This is a genomic window from Hydrogenophaga sp. GW823-FHT04C09 (assembly GCF_058796355.1).
In genome coordinates this window covers 80,638-94,988 of sequence record NZ_JBXAIO010000008.1, presented here as the reverse complement: position 1 = coordinate 94,988, position 14,351 = coordinate 80,638, and the positions used below count along the sequence as shown (strand labels likewise).

The 14,351-nt window shown below is 65.0% G+C and carries 20 protein-coding genes and 1 tRNA gene; 19 read left to right on the top strand and 2 right to left on the bottom strand.

The annotated features are described in order from the left end of the window. Positions 1-2 precede the first annotated feature (2 nt). The 16 genes from rpsN (at position 3) to AC1Q9M_RS20545 (ending at position 7,805) form a co-directional block, all read left to right on the top strand. Positions 3-308, top strand: coding sequence for a 30S ribosomal protein S14 (gene rpsN / locus AC1Q9M_RS20620; RefSeq protein ID WP_382153736.1), 306 nt, complete (start codon positions 3-5; stop codon positions 306-308). Between the two features lie 18 nt (positions 309-326). Next, positions 327-722 carry a 30S ribosomal protein S8 gene (gene rpsH, locus AC1Q9M_RS20615; RefSeq protein WP_382153739.1) on the top strand — a complete coding sequence of 132 codons (396 nt, stop codon included), beginning with the start codon at positions 327-329 and terminating at the stop codon, positions 720-722. Positions 723-744: 22 nt separating this feature from the next. Beyond that, a complete protein-coding gene (gene rplF, locus AC1Q9M_RS20610; RefSeq protein WP_382325751.1) occupies positions 745-1,278 on the top strand; it encodes a 50S ribosomal protein L6 in 534 nt (177 codons plus the stop codon). A gap of 11 nt (positions 1,279-1,289) precedes the next feature. Beyond that, positions 1,290-1,655: a 50S ribosomal protein L18 gene (gene rplR / locus AC1Q9M_RS20605; RefSeq protein ID WP_382153742.1), complete on the top strand. Its 366-nt coding sequence runs from the start codon at positions 1,290-1,292 to the stop codon at positions 1,653-1,655. Positions 1,656-1,673: 18 nt separating this feature from the next. Then, complete coding sequence (gene rpsE, locus AC1Q9M_RS20600) at positions 1,674-2,192, top strand: 30S ribosomal protein S5 (protein WP_159589444.1); 519 nt, start codon at positions 1,674-1,676, stop codon at positions 2,190-2,192. A gap of 11 nt (positions 2,193-2,203) precedes the next feature. After that, positions 2,204-2,386 carry a 50S ribosomal protein L30 gene (gene rpmD / locus AC1Q9M_RS20595; protein WP_159589446.1) on the top strand — a complete coding sequence of 61 codons (183 nt, stop codon included), beginning with the start codon at positions 2,204-2,206 and terminating at the stop codon, positions 2,384-2,386. Positions 2,387-2,400: 14 nt separating this feature from the next. Next, positions 2,401-2,835 (top strand): 50S ribosomal protein L15, encoded by a 435-nt coding sequence (gene rplO / locus AC1Q9M_RS20590; RefSeq protein WP_137917291.1) that lies wholly within the window; start codon positions 2,401-2,403, stop codon positions 2,833-2,835. Between the two features lie 23 nt (positions 2,836-2,858). Continuing rightward, positions 2,859-4,172 (top strand): preprotein translocase subunit SecY, encoded by a 1,314-nt coding sequence (gene secY, locus AC1Q9M_RS20585; protein WP_297396159.1) that lies wholly within the window; start codon positions 2,859-2,861, stop codon positions 4,170-4,172. Between the two features lie 9 nt (positions 4,173-4,181). Continuing rightward, the gene (gene infA, locus AC1Q9M_RS20580) at positions 4,182-4,400 is read left to right on the top strand and encodes a translation initiation factor IF-1 (protein WP_086118896.1); all 219 of its coding nucleotides are present in this window, start codon (positions 4,182-4,184) and stop codon (positions 4,398-4,400) included. A 43-nt stretch (positions 4,401-4,443) separates the two neighbouring features. Next, complete coding sequence (rpmJ, locus tag AC1Q9M_RS20575; RefSeq protein WP_009514917.1) at positions 4,444-4,557, top strand: 50S ribosomal protein L36; 114 nt, start codon at positions 4,444-4,446, stop codon at positions 4,555-4,557. Positions 4,558-4,580: 23 nt separating this feature from the next. Beyond that, on the top strand, positions 4,581-4,946 hold the full coding sequence (gene rpsM, locus AC1Q9M_RS20570; protein ID WP_137917294.1) for a 30S ribosomal protein S13: 366 nt from the start codon (positions 4,581-4,583) through the stop codon (positions 4,944-4,946). 18 nt (positions 4,947-4,964) lie between these two features. After that, positions 4,965-5,369 (top strand): 30S ribosomal protein S11, encoded by a 405-nt coding sequence (rpsK, locus tag AC1Q9M_RS20565; protein WP_066267872.1) that lies wholly within the window; start codon positions 4,965-4,967, stop codon positions 5,367-5,369. Between the two features lie 153 nt (positions 5,370-5,522). After that, entirely contained in the window at positions 5,523-6,146 is a 624-nt protein-coding gene (rpsD, locus tag AC1Q9M_RS20560; RefSeq protein ID WP_297396134.1) for a 30S ribosomal protein S4, read from the top strand. 93 nt (positions 6,147-6,239) lie between these two features. Beyond that, on the top strand, positions 6,240-7,226 hold the full coding sequence (locus AC1Q9M_RS20555; protein WP_297396132.1) for a DNA-directed RNA polymerase subunit alpha: 987 nt from the start codon (positions 6,240-6,242) through the stop codon (positions 7,224-7,226). Between the two features lie 89 nt (positions 7,227-7,315). Beyond that, positions 7,316-7,711 carry a 50S ribosomal protein L17 gene (rplQ, locus tag AC1Q9M_RS20550; RefSeq protein ID WP_297396129.1) on the top strand — a complete coding sequence of 132 codons (396 nt, stop codon included), beginning with the start codon at positions 7,316-7,318 and terminating at the stop codon, positions 7,709-7,711. Positions 7,712-7,728: 17 nt separating this feature from the next. After that, positions 7,729-7,805 (top strand) — tRNA-Met (locus AC1Q9M_RS20545). Positions 7,806-7,918: 113 nt separating this feature from the next. Here AC1Q9M_RS20545 and AC1Q9M_RS20540 read toward each other — a convergent pair. Further along, positions 7,919-10,330, bottom strand: coding sequence for a heavy metal translocating P-type ATPase (locus AC1Q9M_RS20540; protein WP_492435509.1), 2,412 nt, complete (start codon positions 10,328-10,330; stop codon positions 7,919-7,921). 134 nt (positions 10,331-10,464) lie between these two features. On the opposite strand from AC1Q9M_RS20540, the gene AC1Q9M_RS20535 reads away from it, so the two are divergent. The 3 genes from AC1Q9M_RS20535 to AC1Q9M_RS20525 all read left to right on the top strand — a co-directional run bounded on the left by AC1Q9M_RS20535 (position 10,465) and on the right by AC1Q9M_RS20525 (position 13,543). Further along, positions 10,465-10,656, top strand: a complete 192-nt coding sequence (locus AC1Q9M_RS20535) for a heavy-metal-associated domain-containing protein (RefSeq protein WP_382153745.1) — start codon at positions 10,465-10,467, stop codon at positions 10,654-10,656. Positions 10,657-10,765: 109 nt separating this feature from the next. Beyond that, positions 10,766-11,320, top strand: coding sequence for a Cu(I)-responsive transcriptional regulator (gene cueR, locus AC1Q9M_RS20530; protein ID WP_492435506.1), 555 nt, complete (start codon positions 10,766-10,768; stop codon positions 11,318-11,320). Between the two features lie 45 nt (positions 11,321-11,365). Beyond that, on the top strand, positions 11,366-13,543 hold the full coding sequence (locus AC1Q9M_RS20525) for a copper-transporting P-type ATPase (protein ID WP_492435504.1): 2,178 nt from the start codon (positions 11,366-11,368) through the stop codon (positions 13,541-13,543). A gap of 10 nt (positions 13,544-13,553) precedes the next feature. Here AC1Q9M_RS20525 and AC1Q9M_RS20520 read toward each other — a convergent pair whose 3' ends face one another. Beyond that, on the bottom strand, positions 13,554-14,351 hold the full coding sequence (locus AC1Q9M_RS20520; protein ID WP_492435503.1) for an ABC transporter permease: 798 nt from the start codon (positions 14,349-14,351) through the stop codon (positions 13,554-13,556).

The following is a 14,351-nucleotide window of genomic DNA, read 5'->3' as shown; positions in this document are numbered from 1 at the left end:
GCGTGGCTAAACAAGCACTACTCCAACGTGAACTCAAGCGCGAGAAGCTCGCCGCCAAGTTCGCCAAGAAATACACCGAACTCAAGGCGACGTCCAACGACGCCAAGAAGAGCGAAGAAGAACGCGATGCAGCCCGCCTGGCGCTGCAGAAGCTGCCCCGCAACGCGAACCCGACCCGTCAGCGCAACCGCTGCGAGATCACCGGTCGTCCGCGTGGCACCTTCGCCCACTTCGGCCTGGCCCGTGCCAAGGTCCGTGAAATGGCGTTTGCCGGTGAAATCCCCGGCATCACCAAAGCCAGCTGGTAAGCATTAGGAGAACCACAAATGAGCATGAGTGATCCTATTGCTGACATGTTGACCCGCATCCGCAACGCACAGATGGTCGAGAAGGCCGTTGTGACGATGCCGGCTTCCAAGGTCAAGGCCGCGATCGCCCAGGTCCTGAAGGACGAGGGTTACATCGACGGGTTCCAGGTCAAGAGCACCGACGGCAAGAACGAACTTGAGATCGCTCTCAAGTACTACGCCGGTCGTCCCGTGATCGAGCGCATCGAGCGCGTGAGCCGTCCCGGCCTGCGCGTCTACCGTGGCCGCAACGCCATCCCCCAGGTTCAGAACGGTCTGGGCGTGGCCATCGTCACCACGCCGCAAGGCGTGATGACCGACCGCAAGGCACGCGCTACCGGTGTCGGTGGCGAAGTCCTGTGTTACGTCGCCTGATGCGGGCATTGAGGAGAAATTAATGTCACGTATTGGAAAACTGCCGGTCACCGTCCCAGCCGGGGTGGAAGTCGCCGTCAAGGACAACCAGATCAATGTCAAGGGTGCCCTGGGTGCCCTGGCGCTGACGCTGAACACGCTGGTCAAGGTTGAGAACAAGGCCGGCACGCTGACCTTCGTCCCCGTGGACGAATCGCGCGAAGCCAATGCCATGTCCGGCACCATGCGCCAGCTGGTCAACAACATGGTCAATGGTGTGAGCAAGGGCTTCGAGAAGAAGCTGACGCTGCTGGGCGTGGGCTACAAGGCCCAGGCACAGGGTGCCAAGCTCAACCTGACGGTTGGCTACTCCCACCCCGTGGTGATGGACATGCCCGCCGGCATCAAGGTGGAAACCCCGACGCCGACCGAAATCCTGATCAAGGGTTCCGACCGCCAGCGCGTGGGCCAGATCGCTTCCGAGGTGCGAGCCGTTCGCCCCCCCGAGCCTTACAAGGGCAAGGGCATCCGTTATGCGGATGAAAAGGTCGTGATCAAGGAAACCAAGAAGAAATAAGGACCAGGATCATGTTGACCAAAAAAGAGCAACGTCTCCGCCGCGCCCGCCAAACGCGCATCCGCATTGCGCAACAAGGCGCCGTGCGCCTGAGCGTGAACCGCACCAACCTGCACATCTACGCCAGCGTCATCTCCGACGACGGCGGCCGCGTGCTGGCTGCTGCATCGACCGCCGAAGCCGAAGTGCGTGCCCAGATCGGTGGCGCTGGCAAGGGTGGCAACACCGCTGCCGCTGCCTTGGTGGGCAAGCGCATCGCCGAAAAGGCGAAGGCCGCCGGCATCGAGAAGGTGGCGTTTGACCGTTCCGGTTTTGCTTACCACGGCCGGGTGAAAGCCCTGGCAGACGCGGCTCGTGAAGCCGGTCTGCAGTTCTGATCAAACGGAATACACAAAATGGCTAAATTTACGGCAAACATCAACAAAGAAGCGAACGAAGACGGTCTGCGCGAGAAGATGATCGCGATCAACCGCGTGACCAAGGTGGTCAAGGGCGGTCGCATTCTCGGTTTCGCAGCGCTGACCGTGGTCGGTGATGGCGATGGCCGCGTGGGCATGGGCAAGGGCAAGGCGCGTGAAGTGCCGGTGGCCGTGCAGAAGGCCATGGAACAGGCCCGTCGCAACATGATCAAGGTGTCGCTCAAGAACGGCTCGCTGCACCACAGCGTGCACGGCGAGCACGGCGCTTCCAACGTCATGATGCTGCCGGCTTCCAAGGGTACCGGCATCATCGCTGGCGGCCCGATGCGCGCGGTGTTCGAAGTGTTGGGCATCACCGATGTCGTGGCCAAGAGCCATGGCTCGAGCAACCCCTACAACCTGGTGCGCGCCACGCTGGACGCACTGAAGAATTCGACGACCCCTGCCGACGTGGCTGCCAAGCGTGGCAAGTCCGTCGAAGAGATCCTGGGTTGATTGGAGCGATCATGACCACTCAAAACACCGTCAAGGTTCAACTGGTGCGCAGCCCCATTGGAACCAAGCAATCCCACCGCGACACCGTCCGTGGCCTGGGCCTGCGCAAGCTCAACAGCGTCAGCGAGCTGCAGGACACGCCCGCCGTGCGCGGCATGATCAACAAGATCAGCTACCTGGTCAAAATCGTCTGATCGGAGTCACTGACATGCAACTCAATACCATCAAGCCTTCCGAAGGCGCCAAGCATGCCAAGCGCCGTGTCGGCCGCGGCATCGGTTCGGGCCTGGGCAAAACGGCAGGTCGTGGCCACAAGGGCCAGAAGTCCCGTTCGGGTGGCTACCACAAGGTCGGTTTCGAAGGCGGTCAGATGCCGCTGCAGCGCCGTCTGCCCAAGCGCGGCTTCAAGTCGGCGCAACTGCAGTTCAACGCTGAAGTCACGCTGGCCGACCTCAACGCCCTCGACGTGAGCGAGGTCGATGTGCTCGTGCTCAAGCAGGCTGGCCTGGTGCCTCACCTGGCCAAGCGCGTCAAGGTGATCAAGACCGGCGAGATCACGCGTGCCGTGACCCTCAAGGACATCGCCGCGACCGCGGGTGCCAAGCAGGCCATCGAAGCCGCTGGCGGCTCCCTGGCGGCCTGATCGGACTCGAACGGAAGATTCCTGTGGCAACTGGATCCACGTCCCTGGCCAAAACCGGAAAGTTCGGCGACCTGCGTCGCCGGCTGGTGTTCCTGTTGCTGGCGCTGGTGGTCTACCGCATCGGTGCACACATTCCTGTGCCCGGCATCGACCCCGCGCAACTGGCGCAATTGTTCCAGGGGCAGCAGGGCGGCATTCTGAGCCTGTTCAACATGTTCTCGGGCGGTGCGCTCTCGCGCTTCACCGTGTTCGCGTTGGGGATCATGCCGTACATCTCGGCCTCGATCATCATGCAGCTCATGACCTACGTGGTGCCCACGTTCGAGCAGCTGAAGAAAGAGGGCGAGGCCGGACGCCGCAAGATCACGCAGTACACGCGCTACGGCACGCTGGCCCTGGCCATTTTCCAAGCCATGGGCATTGCCCTGGCCCTGGAAGGTTCGCCTGGTCTGGTGATCGATCCTGGCATGGGCTTCCGCCTGACGGCCGTGGTCAGCCTGGTGGCCGGCACCATGTTCCTGATGTGGCTGGGTGAGCAGATCACCGAGCGCGGTCTGGGCAACGGCATCTCGATCCTGATCTTCGCGGGTATCGCGGCCGGTTTGCCGAGCGCCATTGGTGGTCTGCTGGAGCTGGTGCGCACCGGTGCCATGAACATCCTGGTGTCGATCTTCATCATCGCGCTGGTGATCCTGGTCACCTACTTCGTGGTGTTCGTGGAACGCGGCCAGCGCAAGATCCTGGTGAACTACGCACGCCGTCAGGTGGGCAACAAGGTGTACGGAGGCCAGTCCTCGCACCTGCCGCTCAAGCTGAACATGGCTGGCGTGATTCCGCCGATCTTCGCGTCGTCCATCATCCTGCTGCCCACCACGGTGGTGAGCTGGGTGAGCACCGGTGACTCGACCCGCTGGTTGCGCGACATCGCGGCGGCGCTGTCACCCGGTCAACCGATCTACGTGGCGCTGTACGCCGCGGCCATCGTTTTCTTCTGCTTCTTCTACACCGCACTGGTGTTCAACAGCCGCGAGACGGCCGACAACCTGAAGAAGAGTGGCGCGTTCATTCCAGGCATCCGCCCGGGTGACCAGACCGCCCGCTACATCGACAAAATTTTGTTGAGGCTGACACTGGCTGGCGCTGTGTACATCACCGCCGTGTGTCTGCTGCCCGAGTTCCTGATCCTGAAGTACAACGTGCCGTTCTATTTCGGCGGCACCTCCCTGTTGATCATCGTGGTGGTCACCATGGACTTCATGGCCCAGGTTCAGAATTACATGATGTCGCAGCAATACGAATCGCTGCTCAAGAAGGCCAGTTTCAAAACCTCCCCTTGAACTTCGCTTATGGCCAAGGACGATGTGATCGAGATGCAGGGTGAGGTGATTGAAAACCTCCCCAACGCGACCTTCAGGGTCAAGCTCGAAAACGGTCATGTGGTGCTGGGGCATATCAGCGGCAAGATGCGGATGCATTACATCCGGATCCTGCCGGGGGACAAGGTCAAGGTAGAGCTCACGCCCTACGACCTCACCCGAGCGCGAATCGTGTTCCGCTCGAAGTGAATGGTCAGTTGTTGAATGTTTTAGGAATATCTAGGAGAAGACTATGAGAGTTTCGGCTTCGGTCAAGAAAATGTGCCGCAACTGTAAGATCATCAAACGGCATGGCGTCGTGCGAGTCATTTGCACCGATCCGCGTCACAAGCAGCGTCAAGGCTGACCGGTTAGTTAAGAGGACCCAACATGGCTCGTATTGCAGGCATCAACATTCCGCCGCACAAGCACGCCGAAATCGGCTTGACGGCAATCTTCGGCATTGGCCGCACCCGCGCTCGCAAGATCTGCGAAGCCTGCGGCATCGACTACGCCAAGAAGATCAAGGATCTGAGCGACGCGGAACTCGAAAAAGTGCGCGACCAGGTCGGTACGTTCACGATCGAGGGTGACCTGCGTCGTGAAACCACGATGAACATCAAGCGTTTGATGGACATCGGTTGCTACCGTGGCTTCCGCCACCGCCGTGGTCTGCCGCTGCGTGGTCAGCGCACCAAGACCAACGCCCGTACGCGCAAGGGTCCCCGCAAGGCCGCCCAGTCGCTGAAAAAATAAACGGTTAGAAGGACCCTCATGGCCAAGTCTCCCTCCAGCAGCGCATCCGCCCGCGTTCGCAAGAAAGTCCGCAAGAACGTTGCCGACGGCATTGCACACGTGCACGCCTCGTTCAACAACACGATCATCACCATCACCGACCGCCAGGGCAACGCACTGTCCTGGGCTTCGTCGGGTGGCCAGGGCTTCAAGGGCTCGCGCAAATCCACGCCTTTCGCTGCCCAGGTGGCTTCGGAAGTGGCTGGCCGCGCCGCCATTGAACAAGGCATCAAGAACCTGGACGTCGAGATCAAGGGCCCCGGCCCTGGCCGCGAATCCTCGGTGCGCGCCCTCGGCGCCCTGGGCATCCGCATCAACTCGATCTCCGACGTGACCCCGGTGCCGCACAACGGCTGCCGCCCGCAGAAGCGCCGCCGCATCTGAGGCACGACCGCGCTGATCGCGGTATAATTGAAGGCTTTTTTCGAGCGCCACCGCAGTCGCCTGCGGTGGCATTTTTGCTAAGCCCACCGCCATCTCCCCTGAGGGATGGCTCCCGCAACAACCGGTTGCGGCAGTGAAACCAAGGAAACCAACGTGGCACGTTACCTCGGCCCCAAGGCCAAACTTTCCCGCCGTGAAGGCGCCGACCTGTTGCTCAAGAGCGCCCGCCGCTCGATCAGCGACAAGGCCAAGTTCGACTCCAAGCCCGGCCAGCACGGCCGCACCTCGGGCCAGCGCACCTCCGATTTCGGCGTGCAGCTGCGCGAGAAGCAGAAGGTCAAGCGCACCTATGGCGTGCTGGAGCGCCAGTTCCGCCGCTACTTCGCCGAAGCCGATCGCCGCCGTGGCAACACCGGCGCGAACCTGTTGTTCCTGCTCGAAGCGCGCCTGGACAACGTGGTGTTCCGCATGGGCTTTGCCTCCACCCGCGCCGAAGCCCGTCAGATCGTGTCGCACAAGGCGATCACGGTGAACGGCCAGTCGGTCAACATCCCGTCGTACTCGGTGAAGGCCGGTGACGTGATCGCGGTGCGCGAGAAGTCGAAGAAACAAGGCCGCGTCATCGAAGCCCTCGAGTTGGCCAAGCAGATTGGCTTCCCGGCTTGGGTCGACGTGTCGACCGACAAGGTCGAAGGCGTGTTCAAGAAGTCGCCCGACCGCGATGAGTTCGGCTCCGACATCAACGAATCGCTGATCGTCGAACTGTACTCCCGTTAATTCCGTTCCCGGCCGGCATCCTCGCGGTGCGGTCGGGCCATGCTCCGTCTGCCTTATCGGTGTAACGAGCCGAGGGTCCTGAAGGAAGTTTGAATGCTGAACAATCTGCTGAAGCCCAAGACCATCAACGTCGAGCAAGTCTCGACCAATCGCGCCAAAGTCACGCTCGAGCCCTTCGAGCGTGGTTATGGCCACACGCTGGGCAACGCCCTGCGCCGGGTTCTGCTGTCGTCCATGACCGGCCACGCGCCGACCGAAGTCACCATCGCGGGTGTCGTGCACGAGTACTCGTCGATCGACGGCGTGCAGGAAGATGTTGTCAACATGCTCTTGAACCTCAAGGGCGTGGTGTTCAAGCTGCACAACCGCGACGAAGTCACGCTGAGTCTGCGCAAGGATGGTGAAGGTGTCGTGACGGCTGCCGACATCCAGACGCCGCACGACGTCGAGATCGTCAACCCCGGGCACGTGATTGCCACCCTGTCTGCCGGCGCCAAGCTGGACATGCAGATCAAGGTGGAAAAGGGCCGTGGCTATGTGCCAGGCAGCCTGCGCCGCAACGACGACCAGACGCGTTCGATCGGCCGCATCGTGCTCGACGCCTCGTTCTCGCCCGTCAAGCGCGTGAGCTACACGGTGGAAAGCGCCCGCGTCGAGCAGCGCACCGACCTGGACAAGCTGGTGCTCGAGATCGAGACCAACGGCTCCATCGGTCCGGAAGAAGCGGTTCGCGCCTCGGCCAAGATCCTGGTCGAACAGCTCGCGGTGTTCGCGCAGCTCGAAGGCGTGGAACTCTCGGCGTTCGATGCCCCGGCGCAGCGCAGCTCGCAGCAATTCGACCCGATCCTGCTGCGTCCTGTGGACGAGCTGGAACTGACAGTGCGCTCGGCCAACTGCCTCAAGGCCGAGAACATCTATTACATCGGTGATCTGATCCAGCGCACCGAGAACGAGCTGCTCAAGACCCCCAACCTGGGTCGCAAGTCGCTCAACGAAATCAAGGAAGTGCTTGCCTCGCGCGGCCTGACCTTGGGCATGAAGCTTGAAAACTGGCCGCCTGCCGGCCTGGACAAGCACTAAAGACCGCAGCGTCTGGCCAAGGAGGCCAGACCCGGACCAACTCCCAGTACCTGATACGGCTGGGGGCAAAACACTGAAAGGATGAAAAAATGCGTCACGGACACGGACTTCGCAAACTCAACCGCACCAGCGAGCACCGCCTCGCCATGCTGCGCAACATGATGAATTCGCTGCTCACGCACGAAGCCATCAAGACCACGGTGCCCAAGGCCAAAGAGCTGCGCCGCGTGGTCGAGCCCATGATCACCCTGGCCAAGGAACCCACGCTGGCCAACCGCCGCCTGGCGTTCGACCGCCTGCGCGACCGCGATGTGGTCGTGAAGCTGTTCAACGAACTGGGCCCGCGCTTCAAGGCCCGTCCCGGTGGCTACACCCGCATCCTGAAGATGGGTTTCCGCGTGGGCGACAACGCGCCGATGGCACTGGTCGAACTGGTGGATCGTGCAGAAGATGCCGCCCCGGCGGCCGACGCTGACAAAGCGTGATAGAATACAAGGCTTGACGCGGAGTGGAGCAGCCTGGTAGCTCGTTGGGCTCATAACCCAAAGGTCGCAAGTTCAAATCTTGCCTCCGCAACCAAAAAACCAAGCGTTTGCTTGTCATTGAAGCCCACGGTCACGTGGGCTTTTTTGTTTCTGTCGAGGCTTTGAGCGAAGCCGGTGGCACCGCACGGTGCGCCCCGACTTCCATGGTCAACGCACAGACGAAGCGCGATCGTTGCCCGCGCGCCAGCCTCGCAGCAGGAGCGCGTTGCTCACCACGCTCACGCTGCTGAGCGCCATGGCCGCACCCGCCACCACCGGATTGAGCAAGCCCGCCGCGGCCAGCGGGATGCCGATGACGTTGTACGCGAAGGCCCAGAACAGGTTCTGGCGGATCTTGCGGTAGGTGCGGCGCGAGATGTCGATCGCATCGGCCACCAGCGCCGGGTCGCCGCGCATGAGCGTGATGCCGGCCGCGTGCATGGCCACGTCGGTGCCGGTGGACATGGCGATGCCCACATCGGCTGCCGCCAGGGCCGGCGCATCGTTGATGCCGTCGCCGACCATGGCCACCGACCGGCCGCCGGCCTTGAGCCGGTTCACGATCGCTGCCTTGTCCGCCGGCAGCACCTCGGCCTCGATGTGGTCGATGCCCAGCGCACCGCCCACCGCCGCCGCGCTGCCCCGGTTGTCGCCCGTGAGCATCACCGTGCGCACGCCCATGGCCTGAAGGCTCTTCACCGCGGTGATGGCGCTGACCTTGGGGGCATCGCCAAACGCCAGCAGGCCCACCAGCACCGGCGACTCCGTCACGTCGGCCAGCCAGGACACCGTGCGGCCCTCTTCCTGGAGCTGCTGCGAGGGCCCGGCCAGCGCGGTGGTGTCCACGCCGAGCTCCTGCATGTAACGCGGGCTGCCCAGGCGCAGTGCGCGGCCCTGCACCTCGGCCGACATGCCGCGCCCGGGCACGGCACTCACCTTGGCGGCCGAGAGCGTGGGCACGCCGGCCGCTTTCGCGGCGTCCATCACGGCGCGCGCCAGCGGGTGTTCGCTGCCGGCCTGGATGGCCGCGCTCCACGACAGCAGCGCCGCCTCATGGCCGGCTGCCGGCAGGGCCGACACCAGCTGCGGCTTGCCTTCGGTCAGCGTGCCGGTCTTGTCGAAGGCCACCGTGTCGATGCGGTGCGCCACCTCCAGTGCCTCGGCGTCCTTGATCAGGATGCCGTGGCGCGCGGCCACCCCGGTGCCGGCCATGATGGCGGTGGGCGTGGCCAGACCCAGCGCACAAGGACAGGCGATCACCAGCACCGCCACCGCGTTCAGGATGGCTTGCTCCCACTGGCCCGTGGCCAGGCCCCAGCCCAGCAGGGTGATCGCGGCGATCACCAGCACCACCGGCACGAAGACCGCGCTCACGCGGTCCACGATGCGCTGGATCGGGGCCTTCTTCGCCTGGGCCGATTCGACCATGCGCACGATCCGCGAGAGCGTGGACTCGGCGCCCACGGCCGTGGTCTCCACCAGCAACAGGCCCTCGGCATTGACCGCGCCACCGGTGACCTTGTCGCCCGCGTGTTTGGCCACCGGCAGGCTCTCGCCGGTGATCAGCGATTCGTCCACCTGGCTGGAACCAATGGTGACGATCCCGTCCACCGGGATGCGTTCACCCGGGCGGATGACCACGATGTCCCCGAGTTTCACGCGCGCCATGGGCACGTCCACATCGCCGTAGGGCATGCGCACCCGCGCCACGTCGGGCTTGAGGGCGTTGAGGGCCGCGATGGCGGCGGTGGTCTGGCGCTTGGCGCGGGCCTCCAGCCACTTGCCCAGCAACACCAGCGTGATGATCACGGCCGAAGCTTCGAAGTACAGGTGTGGGGTGCCGTGCTCGGCGTGCTTGAACAGCAGGTACAGGCTCAAACCATAGCCCGCGCTGGTGCCCAGGGCGACCAGCAGGTCCATGTTGCCGGCACCGGCGCGCACGGCCTTCCAGCCCGCCTTGTAGAAGCGCGCGCCCAGCCAGAACTGCACGGGCGTGGCCAGCGCGAGTTGCAGCCAGCCATTGATCATCCAGTCGGCGCCGAACAGCATGCCGACCATGGGCAGCACCAGGGGCAACGAGAGCGCGGCGGCCAGCGCCACGGGCCACCAGGGTTCGCCTGGGCGGGCCGCGGGTGGTGCGGCGGCGCCTTCCTCGAACGGTGTGGCGTGGTAGCCGGCCGCGTCCACCGCGGCGACCAGGGCATTGGGTGACGTCCCCACCGCTCCCACGGTGGCCCGTTCGGTGCCCAGGTTGACTTCGGCGGCCTGCACGCCGGGCACCGCCTTCAGGGCTTTTTCGACGCGGCCCACGCACGAAGCGCAGGTCATGCCTTCAATCGTCAATTCAAAGGTTTCAGCGCCCATGCTGTACCCGGCTTTTTGCACCGCAGCCGCCAGGCTGGCGCCCGTGGTGGTGGCGGTGGCGTTCACGGTGGCCCGTTCGGTGGCCAGGTTGACGCTGACTTCGCTGACGCCGGCAACGGCCTCCAAGGCCTTCTCCACGCGGGTCACGCACGAGGCGCAGGTCATGCCTTCGATGGGAAATTGGTGCTCGGTGAGCGCAAGGGTGGTGGTGTTCAAGGGGGTCTCCGGTAGGTTGAGACCTCGGATGCTCAGCCTTGACACGGTGGTCAGGTCAACCACCGGCGCCACTTGACCTTGCCTCCGTGGCAATGCCCAGAGTGCGGATTCCCTCAACTTTCACGGAGTCTTCCATGCACGAGTTCCACCTCCCCGAAATGACCTGCGGCCACTGCGCCTCCAAGGTGAGCATCGCCCTCAAGCGCCTCGACGCGGCCTGTGACATCCAGCTCGATCTGCCGCAGCGCAAGGTCCAGGTGCGCAGCGACGAAGACCGCGCCGCGCTGATCGACGCGCTCAGCGAAGCCGGCTACCCACCGGCCTGACGACCGTTCGTCAAGGCCCTCGGTGGGGGCCTTGACCTTCCCACGGTGTCAAGCTGCATCCTCCCTTCATTCCACATTCCATTCCCCACCCGACCTCACGGAACACACCATGACCCCCTTGATGAACATTGGCGAAGCGGCCGCCGCGGCCGGCGTGTCGGCCAAGATGGTCCGCCATTACGAACAGATCGGCCTGCTGCCCGCGGCCGAGCGCAGCGAATCGGGTTACCGCCTGTACGGTGAGCGCGAGGTCTCGGTGCTGCGGTTCATCCGGCAGTCGCGCCGGCTGGGTTTTTCGGTGGCGCAGATCGCCGAGCTCATCGGCCTGTGGAGCGACTCGCGGCGAAGCAGCCGCGAGGTCAAGGCCGTGGCCCAACGCCACCTGGCCGACCTGGAAGAAAAGCGGCGCGAGATCGAGCAGATGATGGACGGGCTGTCGGTGCTGGTGCAGGCTTGCCATGGCAACGACCAGCCCCATTGCGCCATTCTCGACAAGCTCTCGCTGCACAGCCCGGCCCAGCACCAGCCAGAGCACAAGCCCCAACTCCGGAAGGGGCGCCTGCCGCGCGACGAGGTCGCCGGCGAACGTTCTTCCAGCCCCATCGACCTCATGGCCTGGATGCGCGGTGTCCAGGTGCACCAGGCCGGCCAGCCCGATCGCTGAGCACCGGACCAACACCAGGGATTCGAATTTTCAGGAGGAACCGACATGGACCAGCACGCACATCACCACCACCCCGCGGCGCCCGCGCCTGCGCCCGTGGCGCAAGGCAAGCCGGGCACGGTCTACACCTGCCCCATGCACCCGGAGATCCGGCAGGACCACCCGGGCAACTGCCCCAAGTGCGGCATGTCGCTGGAACCCGTCCTGCCCGAACTGGACGACGACGAGAACCCGGAGCTGGTGGACTTCCAGCGGCGGTTCTGGTGGACCTTGCCCCTCACGGTGGTGGTCGCCGTGCTGGCGATGTTCGGCCACAACCTCGGCTGGTTCGACATGGCCACGCAGAGCTGGATCGAACTGGTGCTGAGCATCCCGATCGTGCTGTGGGCCGGCTGGCCGTTCTTCGTGCGCGGCGCGCAGTCGGTGATGAACCGCAGCCCCAACATGTGGACGCTGATCGCGCTGGGCACCGGCGCGGCGTTCGTCTACAGCGTGGTGGCCACGGTGGCGCCGCAGGTGTTCCCCGACTCCTTTGTTTCGATGGGGCGTGTCGCGGTCTACTTCGAGGCGGCGGCGGTGATCATCTCGCTGACCCTGCTGGGCCAGCTGCTGGAACTCAAGGCGCGGTCACAGACCTCGGCCGCCATCCGCGCGCTGCTGGGCCTGGCACCCAAGACCGCGCGGCGCATCACGGCCCAAGGGCAGGAGGAAGACGTGCCGCTGGCCCACGTGCACGTGGGCGACCTGCTGCGCGTGCGCCCCGGCGAGAAGGTGCCCACCGACGGCACCGTGGTCGAGGGCCGCAGCTCGGTCGATGAATCCATGCTCACCGGCGAGCCCTTGCCGGTGAGCAAGCAGGCCGGCGACAAGCTGATCGGCGCCACGCTCAACACCAGCGGTGCCCTGGTGATGCGCTCCGAGCACGTGGGCTCGGACACCGTGCTCTCGCAGATCGTGCAGATGGTCGCTCTGGCTCAGCGCTCGCGCGCGCCCATGCAGCGCATGGCGGACCAGGTGGCGGGCTACTTCGTAATGGGCGTCGTGGCGGCGGCGCTGCTCACCTTCTTCGGCTGGGGCCTGTTCGGCCCCGAGCCGAGCTGGGTCTATGCCCTCATCAATGCGGTGGCCGTGCTCATCATTGCCTGCCCCTGTGCGCTGGGCCTGGCCACGCCCATGTCCATCATGGTGGCGACCGGGCGCGGCGCCACCCACGGGGTGCTGTTCCGCGACGCCGCCGCCATCGAGAACCTGCGCAAGGTGGACACGCTGATCGTCGACAAGACCGGCACCCTCACGGAAGGCCGCCCGAGCTTCGAACGCGCCGTGGGCCATGGCGGCTTCTCCGAGGACGAGGTGCTGCGCCTCGCCGCCAGCCTGGACCAGGGCAGCGAACACCCGCTGGCCCACGCCATCGTGACCGCCGCGAAACAACAGGGCCTGGTGCTGGACAAGCCCGAGCAGTTCGACTCCGAGTCCGGCATCGGGGTGCGGGGAGTGGTGGGCGGCAAGGGCCTGGCCCTGGGCAACACCGCGCTGATGCAACAGCTGGGCGTGGACGCCTCGCCCCTGGCCGCCGAGGCCGAAGCGCTGCGCGCGCAGGGCGCCAGCGTCATGCACCTGGCGGTGGACCAGGCGCTGGCCGGCCTGCTGGCCGTGTCCGACCCGGTCAAGGCCACCACGGCGGATGCGCTGAAGTCGCTGCGTCGGGCGAATGTGCGCGTGATCATGGCCACGGGCGACGGGCTGACCACCGCGCGCGCGGTGGGACAGCGCCTGGGCATCGATGAGATCCACGGCGAAGTGAAACCCGCCGACAAGCTCCAGCTGGTGGAACAGCTCCAGGCGCAAGGCCGCGTGGTGGCCATGGCCGGCGACGGCATCAACGACGCGCCGGCCCTGGCCCGCGCCGATGTGGGCATCGCCATGGGCACGGGCACCGACGTGGCGATGAACAGCGCCCAGCTCACCCTGGTCAAGGGTGACCTGCGCGGCATCGCCACGGCCCGCGCGCTCTCGGTCGCGACCGTGGCCAACATGAAGCAGAACCTGGCGTTCGCCTTCCTCTACAACGCCCTGGGCATTCCGCTGGCCGCGGGCCTGCTGTACCCGTTCACGGGCTGGTTGCTGTCGCCCATGATCGCCGCGCTGGCCATGAGCCTGAGCTCGGCCTCGGTGATCGGCAACGCCTTGCGGCTGCGCGGCGCGGCGATCCGGGAAGACTGAGGAGGGACCTTCATCCCGCGTCCCGCTGCACGAAGAAGGTCAGGCCCGCGACCCGTTCCAGCAGCAGGATCGCCAGGAAGGTCACCAGCACCGACAGCGTGGAGATCGCCGCCAGCACGGGCGTGGCCTCGTCCTGGATGAAGGTGAAGATCTGCACCGGCAGCGTCGTGATGTTCGGACCGACGAGGAACATGGTCACGGTCACCTCGTCGAAGGAAATGATGGCCGAGAACAGCAGCGAGGTGAGCAGGCCGGAGCGGCACAGCGGCAGCACGATGTCCCACAGCGCGCGCCACTCGGACGCCCCCATGACTTCGGCCGCGCGGATCAGGTCCGGGTCGATGGAGCGCAGCGCGATGTGCACCGGGCGGTAGGAAAAGGGCAGCACCACCATCAGGTGCGCCAGCACGATGGCCAGCGAGGTGCCGACGATGTCGAACTTGGCGAGCAGCACGACGGTGGCCACGCCCATGGCCGCGTGCGGAAAGAACAGCGGCGCGAAGATCAGCAGCTCCAGCAGGTGGTTGAGCCGCGGCGCGTAGCGGATGGTGAAGTAGGCCGTCATGAAGCTGACGGCGGTGATCACCACCGAGGCGACCGCGGCGATCCACAGGCTGGTCCAGGCGGCACGCAGCCAGCGCGGGTCGGTCAGCGCCTCGATGTACCAGCGCCAGGACAGGCTTTCCGGCGGGAACTGGAAGTAGCCCGTGCCGTTGAACGAGGCGCCGAAGACGATAAAGATCGGCAGCGGCAAGGCCAGCAGCAGCGCGATGCCGAGGTAGCGGGTGAAGCGGTGGTTGTCCGTCAT

Coding starts and splice junctions, on each gene's coding strand:
- rpsH (WP_382153739.1), top strand. CDS start 327: ATGAGCATGAGTGATCCTATTGCTGACATGTTGACCCGCATCCGCAAC.
- rplF (WP_382325751.1), top strand. CDS start 745: ATGTCACGTATTGGAAAACTGCCGGTCACCGTCCCAGCCGGGGTGGAA.
- rplR (WP_382153742.1), top strand. CDS start 1,290: ATGTTGACCAAAAAAGAGCAACGTCTCCGCCGCGCCCGCCAAACGCGC.
- rpsE (WP_159589444.1), top strand. CDS start 1,674: ATGGCTAAATTTACGGCAAACATCAACAAAGAAGCGAACGAAGACGGT.
- rpmD (WP_159589446.1), top strand. CDS start 2,204: ATGACCACTCAAAACACCGTCAAGGTTCAACTGGTGCGCAGCCCCATT.
- rplO (WP_137917291.1), top strand. CDS start 2,401: ATGCAACTCAATACCATCAAGCCTTCCGAAGGCGCCAAGCATGCCAAG.
- infA (WP_086118896.1), top strand. CDS start 4,182: ATGGCCAAGGACGATGTGATCGAGATGCAGGGTGAGGTGATTGAAAAC.
- rpmJ (WP_009514917.1), top strand. CDS start 4,444: ATGAGAGTTTCGGCTTCGGTCAAGAAAATGTGCCGCAACTGTAAGATC.
- rpsM (WP_137917294.1), top strand. CDS start 4,581: ATGGCTCGTATTGCAGGCATCAACATTCCGCCGCACAAGCACGCCGAA.
- rpsK (WP_066267872.1), top strand. CDS start 4,965: ATGGCCAAGTCTCCCTCCAGCAGCGCATCCGCCCGCGTTCGCAAGAAA.
- AC1Q9M_RS20555 (WP_297396132.1), top strand. CDS start 6,240: ATGCTGAACAATCTGCTGAAGCCCAAGACCATCAACGTCGAGCAAGTC.
- rplQ (WP_297396129.1), top strand. CDS start 7,316: ATGCGTCACGGACACGGACTTCGCAAACTCAACCGCACCAGCGAGCAC.
- AC1Q9M_RS20535 (WP_382153745.1), top strand. CDS start 10,465: ATGCACGAGTTCCACCTCCCCGAAATGACCTGCGGCCACTGCGCCTCC.
- cueR (WP_492435506.1), top strand. CDS start 10,766: ATGACCCCCTTGATGAACATTGGCGAAGCGGCCGCCGCGGCCGGCGTG.
- AC1Q9M_RS20525 (WP_492435504.1), top strand. CDS start 11,366: ATGGACCAGCACGCACATCACCACCACCCCGCGGCGCCCGCGCCTGCG.
- AC1Q9M_RS20520 (WP_492435503.1), bottom strand. CDS start 14,351: ATGACGGACAACCACCGCTTCACCCGCTACCTCGGCATCGCGCTGCTG.